This window comes from Rhizobium sp. NZLR1b, assembly GCF_019685155.1.
In the GTDB taxonomy this organism is placed as follows: domain Bacteria; phylum Pseudomonadota; class Alphaproteobacteria; order Rhizobiales; family Rhizobiaceae; genus Rhizobium.
The window spans coordinates 249,466-265,508 of the sequence record NZ_JABDWC010000009.1 but is presented as its reverse complement, the minus strand read 5'-3'; the positions used below and the strand labels follow the sequence as shown (position 1 = coordinate 265,508).

Sequence of the window (16,043 nt, the reverse complement as noted above, 5' to 3'; positions counted from 1 at the left end):
AACCGGCTCCAACGCTGCGCAAGATGAAAGCTTCGCGTTTCCGCCGGTTGCTCACACCGCGCCACTTGGCGTATTCAAAACCCCCGAGGCTCCAATCGCAGCTGGATGAAAGTTCAGTGGCAGGTCAGCTTTTGGCATGTTTGAAGACTGACATTTGCGCGTCCTGCGGCGGTCTATAAATTCCTGAACATCTGCCGGATCGAACGCCATCTTCCTGCGCTTCACCCCGGTGCCCTTGGCGATGAAGGCTATATCGCCTGCTTTCACGTGGGCGCGCAAGAGCTTGACCGAGATCGTCAGGATCTCTGCGGCCTGCTGCGGGGTCAGAAGCTGCTCGCTGTGTCGTCGAGATCAAACGTAATGAAGCTTTTCGCCAAGACCGATTTCAACTGCAAAACCACGCCACACCCTAATGGGCTGGTCGATCACTAAGCTGGGTGAACATATATTCTCGAACGTCAATCCAGTGTGCATAACCGGCAGCAGTCGGAGTATACCCCAAATATCCGTGTACATGGCATACACTTGTACCTCTGGAAATGCTTTTGGATGGAAATACCCACCCTTCAAGACGCAGTCGCGGCCATTAATTTTTAACCTCAGATTGTGAAGCTGGGAGGCCACGAACACATTGAGCAGTCTTCCAGCCCTTTGTTTCTCATCGTCAAACAGGTGGCGATTGAACTCCGAAGCCAAAAGAGCCTCAGAGAATTCTTCTAGCAGAATTGTTGGGGTCAATATCTCGCTCTTCACTCCGACTTGCCAAAGTCGACGCATGAAGTTGCTGTCCGAATCCTTCAGTGGCCGCTGAAACTGAAACCCTTCAATACTGCAACCACTCAATTTTTGCTTAATGGAGTCAATGAGAGATCTCGCCTTGTCGTAACTTATACCTAAGACATCGGAACCCTGTGTCTGGTAAAATCCAAGCAGCTTCTCCGCAGCCTTTTGCGCTTGTTTTTTGTCAAGCGGCCCATCGCACGCCTGCATGTAAAGATCCATTATCTCAAGGCTACTTTTCAAACGGGTGAGCACAAGTCCGGCATCTTTATCCCACCTGTGCGCGATCATGTCGCCCGCCTCGCGTATCCACCCGTTGCGGGGGGCGCTTCTCCGCAAAAACAGAAACAGCGCTGTGAGGTCCATGTGGGGATTTCTTGCTTCTAAAGGTCTCTCATCATCCTCCATGAGACGCCACCACCGACGTTTGATTTCGATGATTTGTGGGACCTCTTCTTGGGTCATATCCGTCCTTTGATGGCTATATTTCGCGTCGTGACCGAGCCTTGGCGCGCACGATGGCGCGCGACATTATGTGAGACAAGCAAGACCGACTGGAATGTCTCACAAACCCCTAAGCATTTGAGATAATTATCCTGTGGCACATCGGCATGAAGTCAGACCTTCACAGATTTCGCGACCGCCACCAGGTCTGGAACTGTTTTCGGTGCGAGCCGGGCAATTCGCGCATTCAACTTTCCATCCATCTTCTGGAGGAATTTCGATGATCTCAAAGTGCTTTTGAATGATCCGTATTCGTCTCGATCGTAAGTGTCTACGGCGGCGTCGTAGAAAATATCTGTCGCCTTCGTGACATATTTTTTCAGTGCAGCCTGGAAATCGCGCGACTGCATTCTGGCGAGCGTAAAATGGGGCGATTCAATGTTGGTGAATTTCAAGAGCATCTTATAGGTGCAGTAGACGATCCAGTAGGAGCTGGTTACGCCCAGCAGGCCGCCATTTGGATCGCCGTTTAGACCGTTCAAGAGGTTTTGACGTTCAGCATCAGCGGCCCCACCGATCAGCCAACTGATGTAAACGTTTGGCGCCTTTATTCCTTTGTAGAAGAGCTTCTGGTACGGCTGGTCGAAAAGCTCGCCCTTATTGGCGATCGCTTGAATCAAGTACTCGTTTTCGGTCGAAGCCAAATACTGCGTGACCTTGTCAAGTTCGATCGTCGAGGGGTCTTTCTTCCTCCTGGAACCTTCCTGCTTAGGAGCGTAATCTATCGCTACAGCCTTGAACTCAGCTCGCAAAATCTTTTGGAGATCGTCGGCGGCGCGAACAGACCATATCCGGACTGCGTTCTGGGAGTTGTTATAGCGAACGATGTCGGTTCTTAATGTGGCCTTCGCTGCAATAACACGCGCAAGAACGCGAGCTTTATCATTCGCCTTGGCTTGGACGAGGCTGGATGTCGTCTGACATCCATTAACAATGCTGAACCTACGCAGCTTGAGAATTTTCGAACCATCTGCACCGGCGGTAGGTTCGGCCGAGTCTGCGACGATTGTCACGCCGTTGTTAAGCGCCCAGAAGGAGCCTGGCGCCTCCTTCGCCGTTTTGATTATTTGCTCGTTGATACCTCCTTTGCGAGACCCAAGGAATAAGCGAATATTACCGGCAAAAAGCTCATCAGAGTGCGCTTTGTGAAGCCGTTGTAGCTCCGTTGCGCTTACAGAACCAATCCACGCCCGCCCATAATCACCCTGGTCCTCAAAATAGCCGCCGCTAAAAGCAAGGGTATCCTCAGGTATACCTTGTTCGGACGACACCAAAGCCTTGTATCGTGCAATGAGGTCTTCTTGAGCCAGATAGAAGAAACCGAGGTCAGGACCACCACCGTTGTCGTGCGCGGCCACCGAATCAACGATCTCCTGGCTCCGCAAACCCAGCGAAACTAGGCCAGCGCTGGTCATATATTCCGGGTAGGCCTCTTTGAGACTAGATATCGTCTCAGAGAGATCTGGTCTGCCGACCTTGATAAGAAGGGATGGTTCGGCAACGAAGGGTATAGAGGCCGGGACGGCGTCCCACTTCGCCTTCGGCGTTTTCTTTTCAAGATTTTCCGGGCAATGCGCTTGAATAACCACGATCTCTTCAGAGTTTACGTCTGCAAAAACGAGATCAATACCTTGATCGTTTCCACCATCGCTAGCGGCAGCTTCGAGCGCCTCGTCTTCATCGATGTTGTGGAACGTGATGGCGAACCATGCGGCAAACGCGCGGTTCCGCGTAAGTCGTCCCCGCAGAGCGAGCTCATCAACCGACGCGAAAATTTCTTTGATCTCGTTAGCCACCGATGCCTCCTGAAAGCGTTCAGGCGAACTAGATGAATTTTAGTCTCGTCGCAACCAGAATTAGAGGTTTGTGGCTGTAAGCCCGTGGTCGGTTTAGCTCACTCACGGGGCGGCCATGAGGCTCTAGCGCCCCCGTAGGACCAATCTGAATTCGTTTCTTCGGGTTTCCGAGAACAAAAGCGTGGATCTTACAAGAGAACAAAACAGCATCACGTCCGGGACAATTCCGGGACTTTCAGCGCTCATTCCGGTAATTCGGAGCTATTTTGTTCTCTTAAATGCCTTCGTTACCACTTTGGCTACTTGGGAAAAATGATTTTAAATCAATGAATTGAGTGGCGACCCCTGCAGGAATCGAACCTGCGACAACCTGCTTAGAAGGCAGGTGCTCTATCCAGCTGAGCTAAGGGGCCGTCCGGCGGTCGCGTTCAGGGAGCGCGACCGGATGCGGCAGTTCTGGACGAGAAATCTCAATGCGTCCAGGGCTGCGTGCGGGTATAGCGGAAATTATCCGGATAGGCGACAACCTGGCGGACCGGATCCTTCGGCGGGATGACGCGGTATTCGATGCCGGTGCGCTGGGCATAGGCTTCGGCCAGTTCTTGCGTTTCGAAGGTGAGTTTCACCTGCTGGCGCATGTCGCCCGAGGAGGTGTAGCCCATGATCGGATCGATCTTGCGCGGCGACTCCTGATCGAATTCAAGCACCCAGAGATGGGTCTTGGCCTTGCCGGACTGCATGGCGGTCTTGGCTGGACGATAGATTTTGGCAGACATGACGGCGCGTCTCCGGCTATGCGGGCTTCGCCCGCCTTTCATGGTCTCAATCCCGGTTGCCGGGGCTTTTGCTTCATCGCTGGAATAGCGCGAAGAGATGAATTTTGCTTATCCGCGAATCCTTGGCTTTTCAAGAAAAAAGGCGGCGTATGAGGCGCTGCCGGTCCCATCGCGTGGATGAGGCGATTCTTCGGAAACAAGGATATCGGCAGACAGGCCGGTTGCGCAATATTACCGATCGTCTCATGTTGTGATCACAAGCTGATTGCCGCGGCCAGCCCTCGGCACTATTTACGGCTCAGTCAATTTCAATGGATCTGCACGCATGATGAGACGTTCGGCGGAGTTCAATGCCCTTGTGATCGGGGCCGGCATTACGGCTTTCTTCTACGTTGCCATCAGCTACGCCCAATATATCGGCCTGCTCGAACGCGGCTGAGGAGCCTCCTCCTGATGCCCAGTTGCCCCCTCAGGGCGGACGGGCGGCCCTTCCCGATTTTATGTATACACCGACATATCAGGCGAAAACTTCGGCCAGAGCTGGATTTATGGGTTGCGACGGTGAAGTGAACCGTGTATCTCCCCGCCACGGCACGGAGTGTAGCGCAGCCTGGTAGCGCATCTGGTTTGGGACCAGAGGGTCGGGAGTTCAAATCTCTCCACTCCGACCATTCAATATCCCGATATTTTTGGATCTTTGACGGCCGCATCGCGGCTCGCACGCTTGCGCGTCGTCACTTCGCCTTCTTCGTCGTCGTGGCGCTGACGATCCTGTCGCCCGGTTTGATTCCGAATTTGCTGGCGATGCCGGCATTGAGTTCGACGACGTATTTCACCTTGCTCATCGAATCGATGATATCGCGCGAATAGGGCGTCGCGTTTTCCTTGATGTGGCGGATCGTGCCGGTGTCGTCGGCGAAAAGCATGTCGAGCGGCAGGATGGTGTTTTCCATCCACATGGTGACGCGCCGCGGCTCGTCGAAATCGAAGATCATCCCGGCATCATCGGCCATCGTCTTGCGAAACATCAGCCCGTAGGCGCGCTGATCGGGGGTCGAGGCGATCTCGACAGTGAAATGCAGCACCTTGCCCGCAGCGGTCTGGATGAGCAGCGGCTCCCTGTCGAAGCGGATCTGCTCCTGGCCAAAAGCCGGCAGCGTGACCATGAAAAAAAGCGCCAGGATGGCGCTTTTGACCGCATGAAGAAGAACGATGTCCCGCATATCAATGCGACCGGCTGGCCGGGCTCGGAACGTCGGGATGGATTTCTGCGGCCATCAGGCCCTTTTCGCCGTCGCCGAAGCGGACGAGCACCACCTGGCCGGGGCGAAGCTCCGTCAGGCCGAAGCGGCGGAGCGTCTCCATGTGTACGAAGATGTCTTCCGTGCCCTCGCCGCGTGTCAGGAAGCCGAAGCCCTTGGTACGGTTGAACCACTTGACGAGCGCACGTTCCAGCCCGCTCGTCGCGGTGACCTGCACATGTGTGCGCACCGGCGGCAGTTGCGAGGGGTGAACCGCGGTCGACTGGTCCATCGAAAGGATCTTGAACGCTTGGTAGCCGCGCTCGCGGCGCTGGATGAGGGCGACGATGCGCGTTCCCTCGAGGATCGTCTGGTAACCGTCGCGCCGCAGGCAGGTCACGTGCAGGAGGACATCCTGTATGCCGTTGTCGGGCACGATGAAGCCGAAACCCTTGGCGACGTCAAACCACTTGACGACGCCGGTGATTTCAACAAGATCGACCGCCTCTCCCGATAGCTCGTCGAGGTCGGAGTATTCGTTCGATGAAATCCTATCAGCCATTGTCGCCAGCCCCTCGAATACGCGTCACACTGTTACGGTTAACTGATTCTTGAAATCAAGATTAACATCTTGGTAACGGATAAGCGCAAGTCCTAGTTTTCGGTTATTCCCAACTGCACATTTTCCAAAGATGACTTGCCCGAAGCTGACCTCAGCTCGCCGAAAAAGACCAGCCCCAATAAAGGAGTAGATAGAATGCGTTATCTTCACACAATGGTACGCGTCAAAGACCTGGACGCCTCGCTCGCTTTTTACACCACGCTGTTCGGGCTGGAGGAGATTCGCCGCCACGAAAACGAGAAGGGTCGCTTCACCCTGGTTTTCCTGGCGGCTCGCGACGATCTCGACCGTGCACGCAGCGAAAAGGCTCCCTGCCTCGAGCTTACCTACAACTGGGACACGGAAGATTATAGCGGAGGACGCAATTTCGGCCACCTCGCCTATGAGGTCGACGATATTTACGCAACCTGCCAGAATCTGATGGACAACGGCATCACCATCAACCGGCCGCCGCGCGACGGGAACATGGCCTTCGTCCGCTCGCCCGACGGCATCTCGATCGAAATCCTGCAGAAGGGCAGCCCGCTTGCCGCCGCCGAACCCTGGGCCTCGATGGGCAATACCGGCGCCTGGTAAGGCTTTTCGCCGCAAGGCTTTTGCGAAGCTTGCGGCTTTTGCGATTTCGGATCCGGCCGGCGCCTTGACGCTTGCCGCGATCCGGCCCCGCAGGCAATCTCCTGATGACTCGAAGCGGAAGATGGCGGTTTTCGCCCGTTTTCCGCATCAACTGGAGACTGTCGCTTGCGTAACATTGAGATGCGGATGCCCCTGACGGGCGCTTTGCTGATCGCCACTTCGGTGCTGGCGCTGTCCGGCTGTGCGTCAGACAAGAAGGCGCTCGACTCTGCGGCAGCGGTTCCAGCGGAGCAAGCCGCGGTACCGCAGCTTGCTCAGGCAGCGCCTGCAAAAAATGCCCCACGCTCAATGTACTCGGACCCCCGGCTCGTCAACGTCTCCGGCGCCCAAGCCGCGCCGCAGGTCGTCGCTGAGGGTCCGAATGCCGCCGTCCCGCCGGCCGATCCGGCGACGGCAGCACCTGCCAATATCGGCGGGCTCGTGCTGCAATCGACCAGGATCAACGCGCAGGCGATGAGCATCTTTTCGGATCATCAGCCGGCGCCGCAGAACAACGGCACGTCCACCGTCATTCAGCCGGAGGCCTATGCGCCGGTTCAAGGTGCAGTACCCGCAAGAAGCAGCGTCTACAGCCAGCCGCCTGCATCGGCACAACCGGCGGAGCCGGTGCTGCCCCAGCAATCCTCGCAGAATGGCAGCACCCAGCCTGCACCCGGTCAAACGGCGTCGTTGGCGACAGACGGCAGTCCGGCCACGACGATGAACGCGCTCTACAGCGCGCCGAAGCAGAACCTGCTCGGCAGCCTTTCCGGCCTTTTGCACAAGGCTGCCCTGCCCGGCATGACGCGCATCGCGCCGAACGGGCTGCATCTCCAGAACGACAAGGTCGAGGTCAGCTGCTTCAAGCCCGAGCTGCTGAGTGTGATCAAGACGGTCGAAAGCCATTTCGGCCGCCCTGTTATCGTCACTTCAGGTTATCGCGACGAAGAGCATAACCGCCTGGTCGGCGGCGCCGACGAATCGATGCACAAGAGCTGCGAGGCGGCCGACATCCAGATCGACGGCGTGACGAAATCGGATATCGCCGCCTATATTCGCTCGCTGCCGAACCGCGGCGGTGTCGGCACCTATTGCCACACGGATTCGGTCCATCTTGATACCGGCAAAACCCGCGACTGGAACTGGGGCTGCGGCGGCAAACGCGCGCCGACGGCGACCGCAAGAGCGATCTGACGACCGCGCATTTTTCGCATGACGGTACGAAAGCGCCGCCTCGTCTTGTTAAAGAAACAACTGGCAGCCTATTGATTCAGCTTTAATAATCAGCTCTTCGAACGCACTCGGATTTCCTGTCATTTTTTTGAAAGAAAACCGAATTGCCGCTTGCGGGATTCAAAACGCCTGACTATAAGGGCGCCACCACGAAGGAAGCGCCCTTCGTCTATCGGTTAGGACACCAGATTTTCATTCTGGGAAGAGGGGTTCGACTCCCCTAGGGCGTACCACTTTCTCTCCATATTGAAGCCGTCGCATCCGCTTGCAGAAGTCTGCGCGCGGTCCTATTTTAACGGAGCCGGCCTGCGCCCTTCGTCTATCGGTTAGGACGACAGATTCTCATTCTGTAAAGAGGGGTTCGACTCCCCTAGGGCGTACCAACATCGGACAAAAATGCCTGCGTTTGACCAAGCACTTGTTTGTCTACCCCTGCGACTCACCGGAGAAGTTGCGGAGACGATATCTCAGGGATTGCATTTAACGGTTATCCTTGGAGCTTGATCGCGCTGTTTTGGCTGCATCGCCTCCCCCGCCACGTTTTTCCACAGGAGCAAAAAAATCGGCGAAAACGATGATTTTTTCGCGTCTTGGCGCTTGCGGCTTTTGAAGGTGCTGACTATAAGGGCGCCACCACGAAGGAAGCGCCCTTCGTCTATCGGTTAGGACACCAGATTTTCATTCTGGGAAGAGGGGTTCGACTCCCCTAGGGCGTACCAATTTCTTCCCTCCGAATTCCTCATCATCAGCTTTTTTGCGCGGCTGTTTTATTTTGCCGGCGCAGCATCGCAGACGCGCAGCTGGATGCGGCGGGCGCCTTGATAATGCTCGGCGCCCAGCGAACCCACCACGTGCAGGCTGGCGCCGCGTGAGTTGAGGAGAAGATTACCAAGTGGCGTATCGGCGGCGCGGAAGGCGATGCCGTCGAGCCGCGATCCGTCCATTGCCTCCATCGTCACCTTTACATGTTTCTCGCCGACCAGGCGCGCGTCGCGCACACGATGTGCCGGCACGGCAAAGAGCGGTTGTGCATGGCCGGAGCCATATGGGCCGGCGGCCTCCAGGCGGTCGATGAGTTCGAGCGTGGCGCCGCTGGCGCCGATCGCACCGTCGATCTTCAGCGTCTCGTTGGCGACGAGGTTCGCCACAGTCCTTGCCGACTTCTCGGTGAAGAAGGTCCTCAGCCTGCCGAGATCGGCGCGCTCGACCGTCAACCCGGCGGCCATGGCGTGGCCTCCGCCCTTGACGAGGATCCCCTCGTCGACGGCAGCCCGCACCATCCTGCCCATGTCGAAGCCGTTGATGGAGCGGCCCGAGCCGGTGCCGCGGCCGGAAGGATCGAATGCGATTGCAAAGGCGGGGCGTTTGAACTTTTCCTTCAGCCGCGCCGCGATCAGCCCGACGATGCCGGGATGCCATTTCTCATGGGCGGTGACGATGACGGAGGCGCCCTCGCCGTCGCCATATTCGGCGAGCGCCTCGGCTTCCGCCTCCTGCAGCATGATGGTCTCCATCGCCTGGCGCTCGCCGTTGAGCTCGTCGAGGCGCTGGGCGATCACGTCAGCCTCCCCGGCGTCGTCGAGCGTCAGCAGCCGGCTTCCGAGTGCCGCATCGCCGATCCGCCCGCCGGCATTGATGCGCGGGCCGATCAGGAAGCCGAAATGATAGGGTGTCACCGGGCCTGCGAGCCCGGCCTTGCGGAAGAGGGCTGCAAGCCCGGCATTGCTCTGGTGGCGGGCAGCGACCAGCCCCTTCACCACATAGGCGCGGTTGAGGCCCTTCAGCGGTACGACATCGCAGACCGTCGCCAGTGCGACGATATCCAGCCATTGCAAGAGGTCGAGCGCGAGGATGCGCTTGTTGCCGGCGGCGCGTAGCAGCCTCAGCGTCGCGACCAGCACCATGAAGACCACACCGGCGGCGCAAAGATGCCCCTGCCCCGAGAGATCGTCCTCGCGGTTCGGATTGACGAGCGCATGGCAGGGCGGCAGCTCATGTGTCACCTGGTGGTGATCGATGACGACGACATCGATGTTGCGGGCGGCGGCGGCGGCCAGCGCCTCGTGGCTGGTCGAGCCGCAATCGACAGTGACGATCAACCGGGCGCCGTTGTCGATCAACTGGTTGATCGCCGCCGGATTGGGGCCGTAACCTTCAAAGACGCGGTCGGGAATATAGATGTTCGCCTTGACGCCGAAATGGCTGAGGAAGCGAAACATTAGCGCCGAGGAGGCCGCGCCGTCGACGTCGTAGTCGCCGAAGATCGCAACGCTCTCGCCGCGCTCGATGGCGCTCAGGAGGCGGGTTGCCGCCTTTTCGCAATCGGTCAGCCTATGGGGATCGGGCATCAGGCTGCGGATCGTCGGATCGAGGAATTCGATCGCCTCGTCCACCGTCACGCCGCGCCCGGCCAGCACGCGAGCGATCAGATCCGGCAGGCCGTGGATCTGCGACATGGCGAGCGCCCGGTTCTGCCCGGCCTGGTCGAGCCGCGCGACCCAGCGATTGTCGAGCGCGGATTTCTCCACGCCGAGAAACGCGCGCTGTACCGGATCAACGAGATCTGCCATGCCACACTCCGCTGACTTCATCTGCTCTTTCTACAGAAGCAGCGGAGATAACATAGCGATGGATTTGCAGACACGGATTTTTACCAGAACACCGCCCAGACGATCACGGCGATGCCGCCCAGCTGCACCAGCATGACCGAAAACAGCGTTAGCAGAATGGCCCAGTTGCGGCCTTCTGTCTGCTCATCGTCGCCGTCAGGCTCATCAGGAGCCTCTTGACGAATTTCACGGTAGGTCGGCTTGAGCATTTCCTCAAGCATATCAGGACGGTCCGGCGGCACCTCGCCCGGGCAGCCATACCCTTTCCCGGCGTGGCTGTCCTTGCTCATGAAATTCTCCACGCAGACGACTCACCAATCTCCGGTTTAATTATATCAATATTTCGGTATTTGTTAATATAGACTTCCGTAAGGGGAGGTTGAAAAAATTACAGAAAAACCGCCCTGTCGAGACGGGGCGGTTCAACGGGTGTCCACACGATCGGGAGGGCTCAGCCGTCCTCTTTCGGCCGCTCGATTCGAATCACCTGCGGCTCGCCGAAGAGATAACCTTCCGACTTGATCGAGGCGACGGCCTTGCGCACCGACTCCTCCATCGTCGCATGGGTGACAAGAATGATCGTCTGGTGGTGCGACGGCGCCAGATGCTGCTTCGAGCGTTGGACGATCGATTCCAGCGAGATGTTGTTTTCGGCCATTCGGGTTGCGACGCTGGCAAAGACGCCGGTGCGGTCGAGCACGGTCAGGCGGATGAAATACCCGCCCTCGTGGCTCTGCATCTGCGCCTTGCGGTAGGGTTCCAGCGCCTTTGCGGGATGGCCGAGCACCGGCACGCGCTGGGCGCCCGGCTGGCTTTTGGCGATATCGGCAATGTCACCGAGCACAGACGAGGCTGTGGCATTGCCGCCGGCGCCGGGGCCGACCATCAGCAGTTCGCCGAGCACGTCGGATTCGATCGCCACCGCATTGGTGACGCCGTCGACCTGGGCAATGACCGAATCGACCGGCACCATGGTCGGGTGAACGCGTTGCTCGATGCCGGTATCGGTGCGCTGGGCAACGCCCAGCAGCTTGATGCGATAACCGAGCTCGGCGGCAGCGTGGATATCCTCGATCGAGATGTTGGTGATGCCTTCGAGATAGATGTCATCGGCGGCGATGCGATTGCCGAAGGCAAGCGTCGTCAGGATGGACAGCTTGTGGGCGGTGTCGTTGCCGTCGATGTCGAAGGCCGGATCGGCCTCGGCATAACCGAGGCGCTGCGCTTCCTTCAGGCACTCGGCGAAGGAAAGCCCCTCCTTCTCCATCTTGGTCAGGATGTAATTGCAGGTGCCGTTCATGATGCCATAGATGCGCGAGACGGAATTCCCGGTCAGCGATTCACGCAGCGCCTTGATGACGGGGATGCCGCCGGCGACTGCCGCCTCGAAATTCAGCAACGCGCCCTTCTCCTCGGCGATCGTTGCGAGCTCGACGCCGTGATAGGCAAGCAGCGCCTTATTGGCTGTCACCACATGGAGACCACGCTGGAGTGCGGCGCGCACGGAAACGTTGGCAGCCCCTTCGGCGCCGCCCATCAGCTCGACGAAGACGTCGATATCGCCCTTTTCAGCAAGCTCTTCCGGCCGGTCGAACCAGGTGACAGTGGCAAGATCGATGCCGCGGTCCCTCGCCCTGTCACGCGCGGAAACCGCGGTAATGGTGATCGGACGCCCGCAGGTGACGGCAAGCTCGTTGCTCTTCTGCTGGATGATGCGGACTAGCGAGGCGCCGACGGTGCCCAAGCCCGCAATGCCGATTTTGAGGGCATCTGCCATAGATTTATCCTGAAATATCTGTGTGGCGGCAGCCGCGGGACGCGGCTGCCTTAGAGTTGGATTAGCGGTGCGCGTTCAGCGAAATGACGTTGTGCATCGTTTCGTCTGCCGTCGACATGAACTTCTTGATGTTGCGCGCAGCCTGGCGGATGCGGTGTTCATTCTCGACAAGCGCCAGACGAACGTAGTCGTCGCCCTGTTCGCCGAAGCCGATGCCCGGGGCAACGGCGACGTCAGCCTTCTCGACCAGCAGTTTGGAAAACTCGAGCGAACCGAGATGACGGAACTTTTCCGGGATCTTCGCCCAGGCGAACATGGTGGCAGCCGGCGGCGGTACGTCGAAGCCGGCCTTGCCGAAGCTTTCGACCATGACGTCGCGGCGACGTTTATAGACATTGCGAACCTCAGCAATGTCGGAGCCGTCGCCGTTCAGCGCATGCGTCGCCGCCACCTGGATCGGCGTGAAGGCGCCGTAATCGAGATAGGACTTGACGCGGGTGAGCGCCGCGATCAGCCGCTCGTTGCCGACGGCAAAGCCCATGCGCCAGCCGGGCATGGAGAAGGTCTTCGACATCGAGGTAAACTCGACCGTCATATCCATTGCACCCGGCACTTCGAGAACCGACGGCGGTGGGGCGCCGTCGAAATAGATTTCCGAATATGCAAGGTCGGAGAGCACGATGATGTCGTGCTTCTTGGCGAAGGCAATGACGTCCTTGTAGAAATCGAGCGTCGCGACAAGGGCCGTCGGGTTCGAGGGGTAGTTGAGGATCAGCGCCAAGGGCTTCGGGATCGAATGCCGGACCGCGCGCTCAAGCGGCGGGAAAAAGCTTTCGTCCGGCTCCACCGACATGGAGCGGATGACGCCGCCCGCCATCAGGAAGCCGAAGGCATGGATCGGATAGGTCGGGTTCGGGCAGAGGATGACGTCGCCCGGCGCGGTGATCGCCTGCGCCATGTTGGCAAAGCCTTCCTTGGAGCCCAAGGTAGCGACCACTTGCGTATCCGGGTTGAGCTTGACGCCGAAACGGCGGGCATAATAAGCGGCCTGAGCGCGGCGCAGCCCCGGAATGCCCTTGGAAGACGAATAACGGTGCGTGCGCGGATCCTGCACGACTTCGCACAGCTTGTCGACGATCGACTGAGGAGTGGGAAGGTCGGGGTTTCCCATGCCGAGATCGATGATATCGGCACCGCCCGCTCGCGCGCTTGCCTTCAAACGGTTGACCTGTTCGAAAACATAAGGCGGCAAACGCCGGACTTTGTGAAACTCTTCCATTTCATTCCCCATGGAAAGGCGGCTTTCGGGCCGCAGTCGAAGTTCGTTCCGTCTCCCGGCGGCTGCGACACGAACTTCAGAATCGCAGCGCCGTATTCATCAGACCCAAAACACGCGGCAAATCTTTGACGGAAAGGCCGCGTAACGCGCATTATCGGGAAAATCTTGTCTTCCGATCCATCCGGAAGGCTTTGCGTCCAAATTGCCTGAAAGGCAAGGTCTATTTGGAGATTTCGGAGAGCGTCTCCGGGCCGTGTTCGGCGGCGAGACGGCGCATTTCCGCGGCCTTGGCCTGATATTCGGCCTCCGAAATCGTGCCGGCCTTGCGCCGGGCGGCGAGTGCGGTCAACTGATGCTGCAGTTCGGCCGCCTGCTCGTCACTCATCTGGACGTTGGCGGCCGTCAGCGGCGCGCCGAAATTCGGATAGCCGTCCGGCGACTTTGCCAGGCCGCCTTCGACCGCATCGCCCTTGGTGGCCGGCATGACGACGGCGGTTGGCGCCGCTCGCTTGGCGGCGGCTGCGGCCTTCTGCTCAGCCGTCAGATTGCATCCGGCAAGAGCCATCGCCGCCGCGGCGCAGATCAATGCGGTGCGGTTGAAGGTTGCGATGCGCCGAATGCCGTTCTTCGTCATGCCTCAAAATCCAGTTCTGACTGCGTCGACTGTTAAATTTGTCGCAGCCACAAAGCAATAGCATGAGCCGGCGCGGGTGGAACTTGTTTTCTCGTTCAATCACGATGTACAACGATTGGATAAAAATAGTGCTGCCGCCGGAGGAAATGGTGACCGACAGCAAGCGGGAGAATGGCGGCCAGAAGAATGGCGGCAAAGCCGGTTTCGATGCGACCGATCTCGATCCCTATCTGTTGAAGGATCCCGAGACCATGGCGATGAATTTCGCCCGGGCGCTCGAAAATCTCGGACAGGCCGCCTCGGCCTGGCTTGCGCCGCGCGAACGCGGCGAGATCAGCCAAACCGCCGTCGATCCGATGACCGACATGGTCAAGACGCTTTCCAAGGTCACCGAATACTGGATTGCCGATCCCCGCCGCACCTTCGAGGCGCAGACGCAGCTGATGTCCTCGTTCTTCGGCATCTGGATGCGCTCGATGCAGCGGATGCAAGCTACGCACATGCAGGGCGAGCCTCTGCATGCCGAGCCGGACACCCGCAAGGACAAGCGCTTCTCCGACGAAGACTGGCAGAAGAACCCGTTTTTCGATTTTCTGCGCCAGGTCTATTTCGTTACGACCGACTGGGCGGAAAAGCTGGTGTCGGAGACCGACGGACTCGACGAGCACACCAAGCACAAGGCCGGCTTCTACGTGAAGCAGATCACGGCAGCACTTTCGCCCAGCAACTTCATCGCCACCAATCCCCAGCTCTACCGCGAGACGATCGCAACCAGCGGCGAAAACCTGGTGCGGGGGATGAAGATGCTTGCCGAGGACATCGCTGCCGGAAACGGCGATCTTCGCCTTCGCCAGACCGACATGACGAAATTCGTCGTCGGCCGCGACATGGCGCTGACACCGGGCAAGGTGATCGCCCAAAACGACATCTGCCAGATCATCCAGTACGAGGCTTCGACCGAAACGGTGCTGAAGCGGCCGCTGCTGATCTGCCCGCCCTGGATCAACAAGTTTTATATTCTCGATCTCAACCCGCAGAAATCCTTCATCAAATGGTGTGTCGACCAGGGTCAGACCGCCTTCGTCATTTCCTGGGTCAACCCGGATGCGCGCCACGCCGATAAGGACTGGACGTCCTATGCCCGCGAGGGCATCGATTTCGCGCTCGAGACGATCGAGAAGGCGACCGGCGAAAAGGACGTCAACGCCGTCGGCTACTGCGTCGGCGGCACGCTGCTAGCGGCAACGCTGGCGCTGCATGCCAAGGAGAAGAACAAGCGCATCAAGACTGCGACGCTCTTTACCACCCAGGTCGATTTCACCCATGCCGGCGATCTCAAGGTCTTCGTCGACGAGGAGCAGCTGACAGCGCTTGAGGAGCATATGCAGGCGGCCGGCTATCTCGACGGCTCGAAGATGTCGATGGCCTTCAACATGCTGCGGGCTTCCGAGCTGATCTGGCCTTATTTCGTCAACAACTACCTCAAGGGCCAGGATCCCCTGCCCTTCGACCTGTTGTTCTGGAACGCCGATTCGACCCGCATGGCGGCGGCAAACCATGCCTTCTACCTGCGCAATTGCTATTTGAGGAATGCGCTGACGCAGAACGAGATGGTCCTCGACGGCAAGCCGGTGTCGCTGAAGGACGTCAAGATCCCGATCTATAATCTCGCCACCCGCGAGGATCACATAGCGCCTGCGAAGTCCGTCTTTCTCGGCAGCCAGTTTTTCGGCGGCAAGGTGGAATTCGTCGTCACCGGCTCGGGACATATCTCCGGCGTCGTCAACCCGCCCGACAAGAAGAAATATCAATTCTGGACGGGCGGCCCCGCCAAGGGCGAGTACGAGACCTGGCTCGAGCGGGCAACCGAGACACCTGGATCGTGGTGGCCGCACTGGCAGACCTGGATCGAGACCCATGACAGCAGGCGCGTGCCAGCGCGCAAACCGGGCGGCGATGCGCTGAATGCGATCGAAGAAGCCCCGGGAAGTTATGTGATGGAACGCGCCTGAGAAGGCCCAGCGCATCTCTTTTTGAGACGTCGCGAGAAACAGCGGCGCGGCGTAAATAAATTAGAAACCATAATTCGTCATCCTTGCGAGACAGTCGGAAGTCGCGAGTGGTCTAAATTCGGCCCACTTGCGCCTATACCGGCCCCGGCGAAGTGTAGTCAGTCA

13 protein-coding genes, 5 tRNA genes and 1 pseudogene are annotated in these 16,043 nt (G+C 58.6%); 7 read left to right on the top strand and 12 right to left on the bottom strand.

Annotated features, from left to right (window positions below; translation table 11 throughout):
• Window positions 1–174 precede the first annotated feature (174 nt).
• The 5 genes and pseudogenes from HJB84_RS34110 to HJB84_RS16140 form a co-directional block, all read right to left on the bottom strand.
• Window positions 175–327: pseudogene (locus HJB84_RS34110) on the bottom strand (helix-turn-helix domain-containing protein); the annotation flags it as partial.
• A gap of 24 nt (window positions 328–351) precedes the next feature.
• Window positions 352–1,245, bottom strand: coding sequence for a hypothetical protein (locus HJB84_RS16155; protein WP_221116343.1), 894 nt, complete (start codon window positions 1,243–1,245; stop codon window positions 352–354).
• Between the two features lie 152 nt (window positions 1,246–1,397).
• Entirely contained in the window at window positions 1,398–3,080 is a 1,683-nt protein-coding gene (locus tag HJB84_RS16150; RefSeq protein WP_221116342.1) for an AIPR family protein, read from the bottom strand.
• 336 nt (window positions 3,081–3,416) lie between these two features.
• Window positions 3,417–3,493, bottom strand: a tRNA-Arg gene (locus HJB84_RS16145).
• A gap of 57 nt (window positions 3,494–3,550) precedes the next feature.
• Complete coding sequence (locus HJB84_RS16140) at window positions 3,551–3,856, bottom strand: ETC complex I subunit (RefSeq protein ID WP_221116341.1); 306 nt, start codon at window positions 3,854–3,856, stop codon at window positions 3,551–3,553.
• Between the two features lie 594 nt (window positions 3,857–4,450).
• Here HJB84_RS16140 and HJB84_RS16135 point away from each other — a divergent pair.
• Window positions 4,451–4,527, top strand: a tRNA-Pro gene (locus tag HJB84_RS16135).
• Between the two features lie 63 nt (window positions 4,528–4,590).
• On the opposite strand, the gene HJB84_RS16130 is transcribed toward HJB84_RS16135, so the two are convergent.
• Window positions 4,591–5,079, bottom strand: coding sequence for a DUF192 domain-containing protein (locus HJB84_RS16130; protein WP_221116340.1), 489 nt, complete (start codon window positions 5,077–5,079; stop codon window positions 4,591–4,593).
• A 1-nt stretch (window position 5,080) separates the two neighbouring features.
• Window positions 5,081–5,659 (bottom strand): cold-shock protein, encoded by a 579-nt coding sequence (locus HJB84_RS16125; protein ID WP_207584015.1) that lies wholly within the window; start codon window positions 5,657–5,659, stop codon window positions 5,081–5,083.
• Between the two features lie 195 nt (window positions 5,660–5,854).
• On the opposite strand from HJB84_RS16125, the gene gloA reads away from it, so the two are divergent.
• The 5 genes from gloA (at window position 5,855) to HJB84_RS16100 (ending at window position 8,286) form a co-directional block, all read left to right on the top strand.
• Window positions 5,855–6,295, top strand: a complete 441-nt coding sequence (gene gloA / locus HJB84_RS16120; protein ID WP_003573436.1) for a lactoylglutathione lyase — start codon at window positions 5,855–5,857, stop codon at window positions 6,293–6,295.
• 165 nt (window positions 6,296–6,460) lie between these two features.
• Complete coding sequence (locus HJB84_RS16115) at window positions 6,461–7,528, top strand: D-Ala-D-Ala carboxypeptidase family metallohydrolase (RefSeq protein ID WP_221116339.1); 1,068 nt, start codon at window positions 6,461–6,463, stop codon at window positions 7,526–7,528.
• 197 nt (window positions 7,529–7,725) lie between these two features.
• Window positions 7,726–7,800 (top strand) — tRNA-Glu (locus tag HJB84_RS16110).
• A 75-nt stretch (window positions 7,801–7,875) separates the two neighbouring features.
• Window positions 7,876–7,950, top strand: a tRNA-Glu gene (locus tag HJB84_RS16105).
• A gap of 261 nt (window positions 7,951–8,211) precedes the next feature.
• Window positions 8,212–8,286, top strand: a tRNA-Glu gene (locus HJB84_RS16100).
• Window positions 8,287–8,334: 48 nt separating this feature from the next.
• On the opposite strand, the gene recJ is transcribed toward HJB84_RS16100, so the two are convergent.
• The 5 genes from recJ to HJB84_RS16075 form a co-directional block, all read right to left on the bottom strand.
• The gene (gene recJ / locus HJB84_RS16095) at window positions 8,335–10,137 is read right to left on the bottom strand and encodes a single-stranded-DNA-specific exonuclease RecJ (RefSeq protein ID WP_207584013.1); all 1,803 of its coding nucleotides are present in this window, start codon (window positions 10,135–10,137) and stop codon (window positions 8,335–8,337) included.
• A gap of 80 nt (window positions 10,138–10,217) precedes the next feature.
• Window positions 10,218–10,466 (bottom strand): hypothetical protein, encoded by a 249-nt coding sequence (locus tag HJB84_RS16090; RefSeq protein ID WP_207584012.1) that lies wholly within the window; start codon window positions 10,464–10,466, stop codon window positions 10,218–10,220.
• A 161-nt stretch (window positions 10,467–10,627) separates the two neighbouring features.
• The gene (locus HJB84_RS16085; protein ID WP_221116338.1) at window positions 10,628–11,953 is read right to left on the bottom strand and encodes a homoserine dehydrogenase; all 1,326 of its coding nucleotides are present in this window, start codon (window positions 11,951–11,953) and stop codon (window positions 10,628–10,630) included.
• 61 nt (window positions 11,954–12,014) lie between these two features.
• Window positions 12,015–13,232 (bottom strand): LL-diaminopimelate aminotransferase, encoded by a 1,218-nt coding sequence (locus tag HJB84_RS16080; protein WP_207584010.1) that lies wholly within the window; start codon window positions 13,230–13,232, stop codon window positions 12,015–12,017.
• A gap of 220 nt (window positions 13,233–13,452) precedes the next feature.
• A complete protein-coding gene (locus tag HJB84_RS16075; RefSeq protein ID WP_207584009.1) occupies window positions 13,453–13,866 on the bottom strand; it encodes a hypothetical protein in 414 nt (137 codons plus the stop codon).
• A 146-nt stretch (window positions 13,867–14,012) separates the two neighbouring features.
• Here HJB84_RS16075 and HJB84_RS16070 point away from each other — a divergent pair, with 146 nt between their 5' ends.
• Complete coding sequence (locus HJB84_RS16070; protein WP_221116345.1) at window positions 14,013–15,878, top strand: alpha/beta hydrolase; 1,866 nt, start codon at window positions 14,013–14,015, stop codon at window positions 15,876–15,878.
• Window positions 15,879–16,043 lie beyond the last annotated feature (165 nt).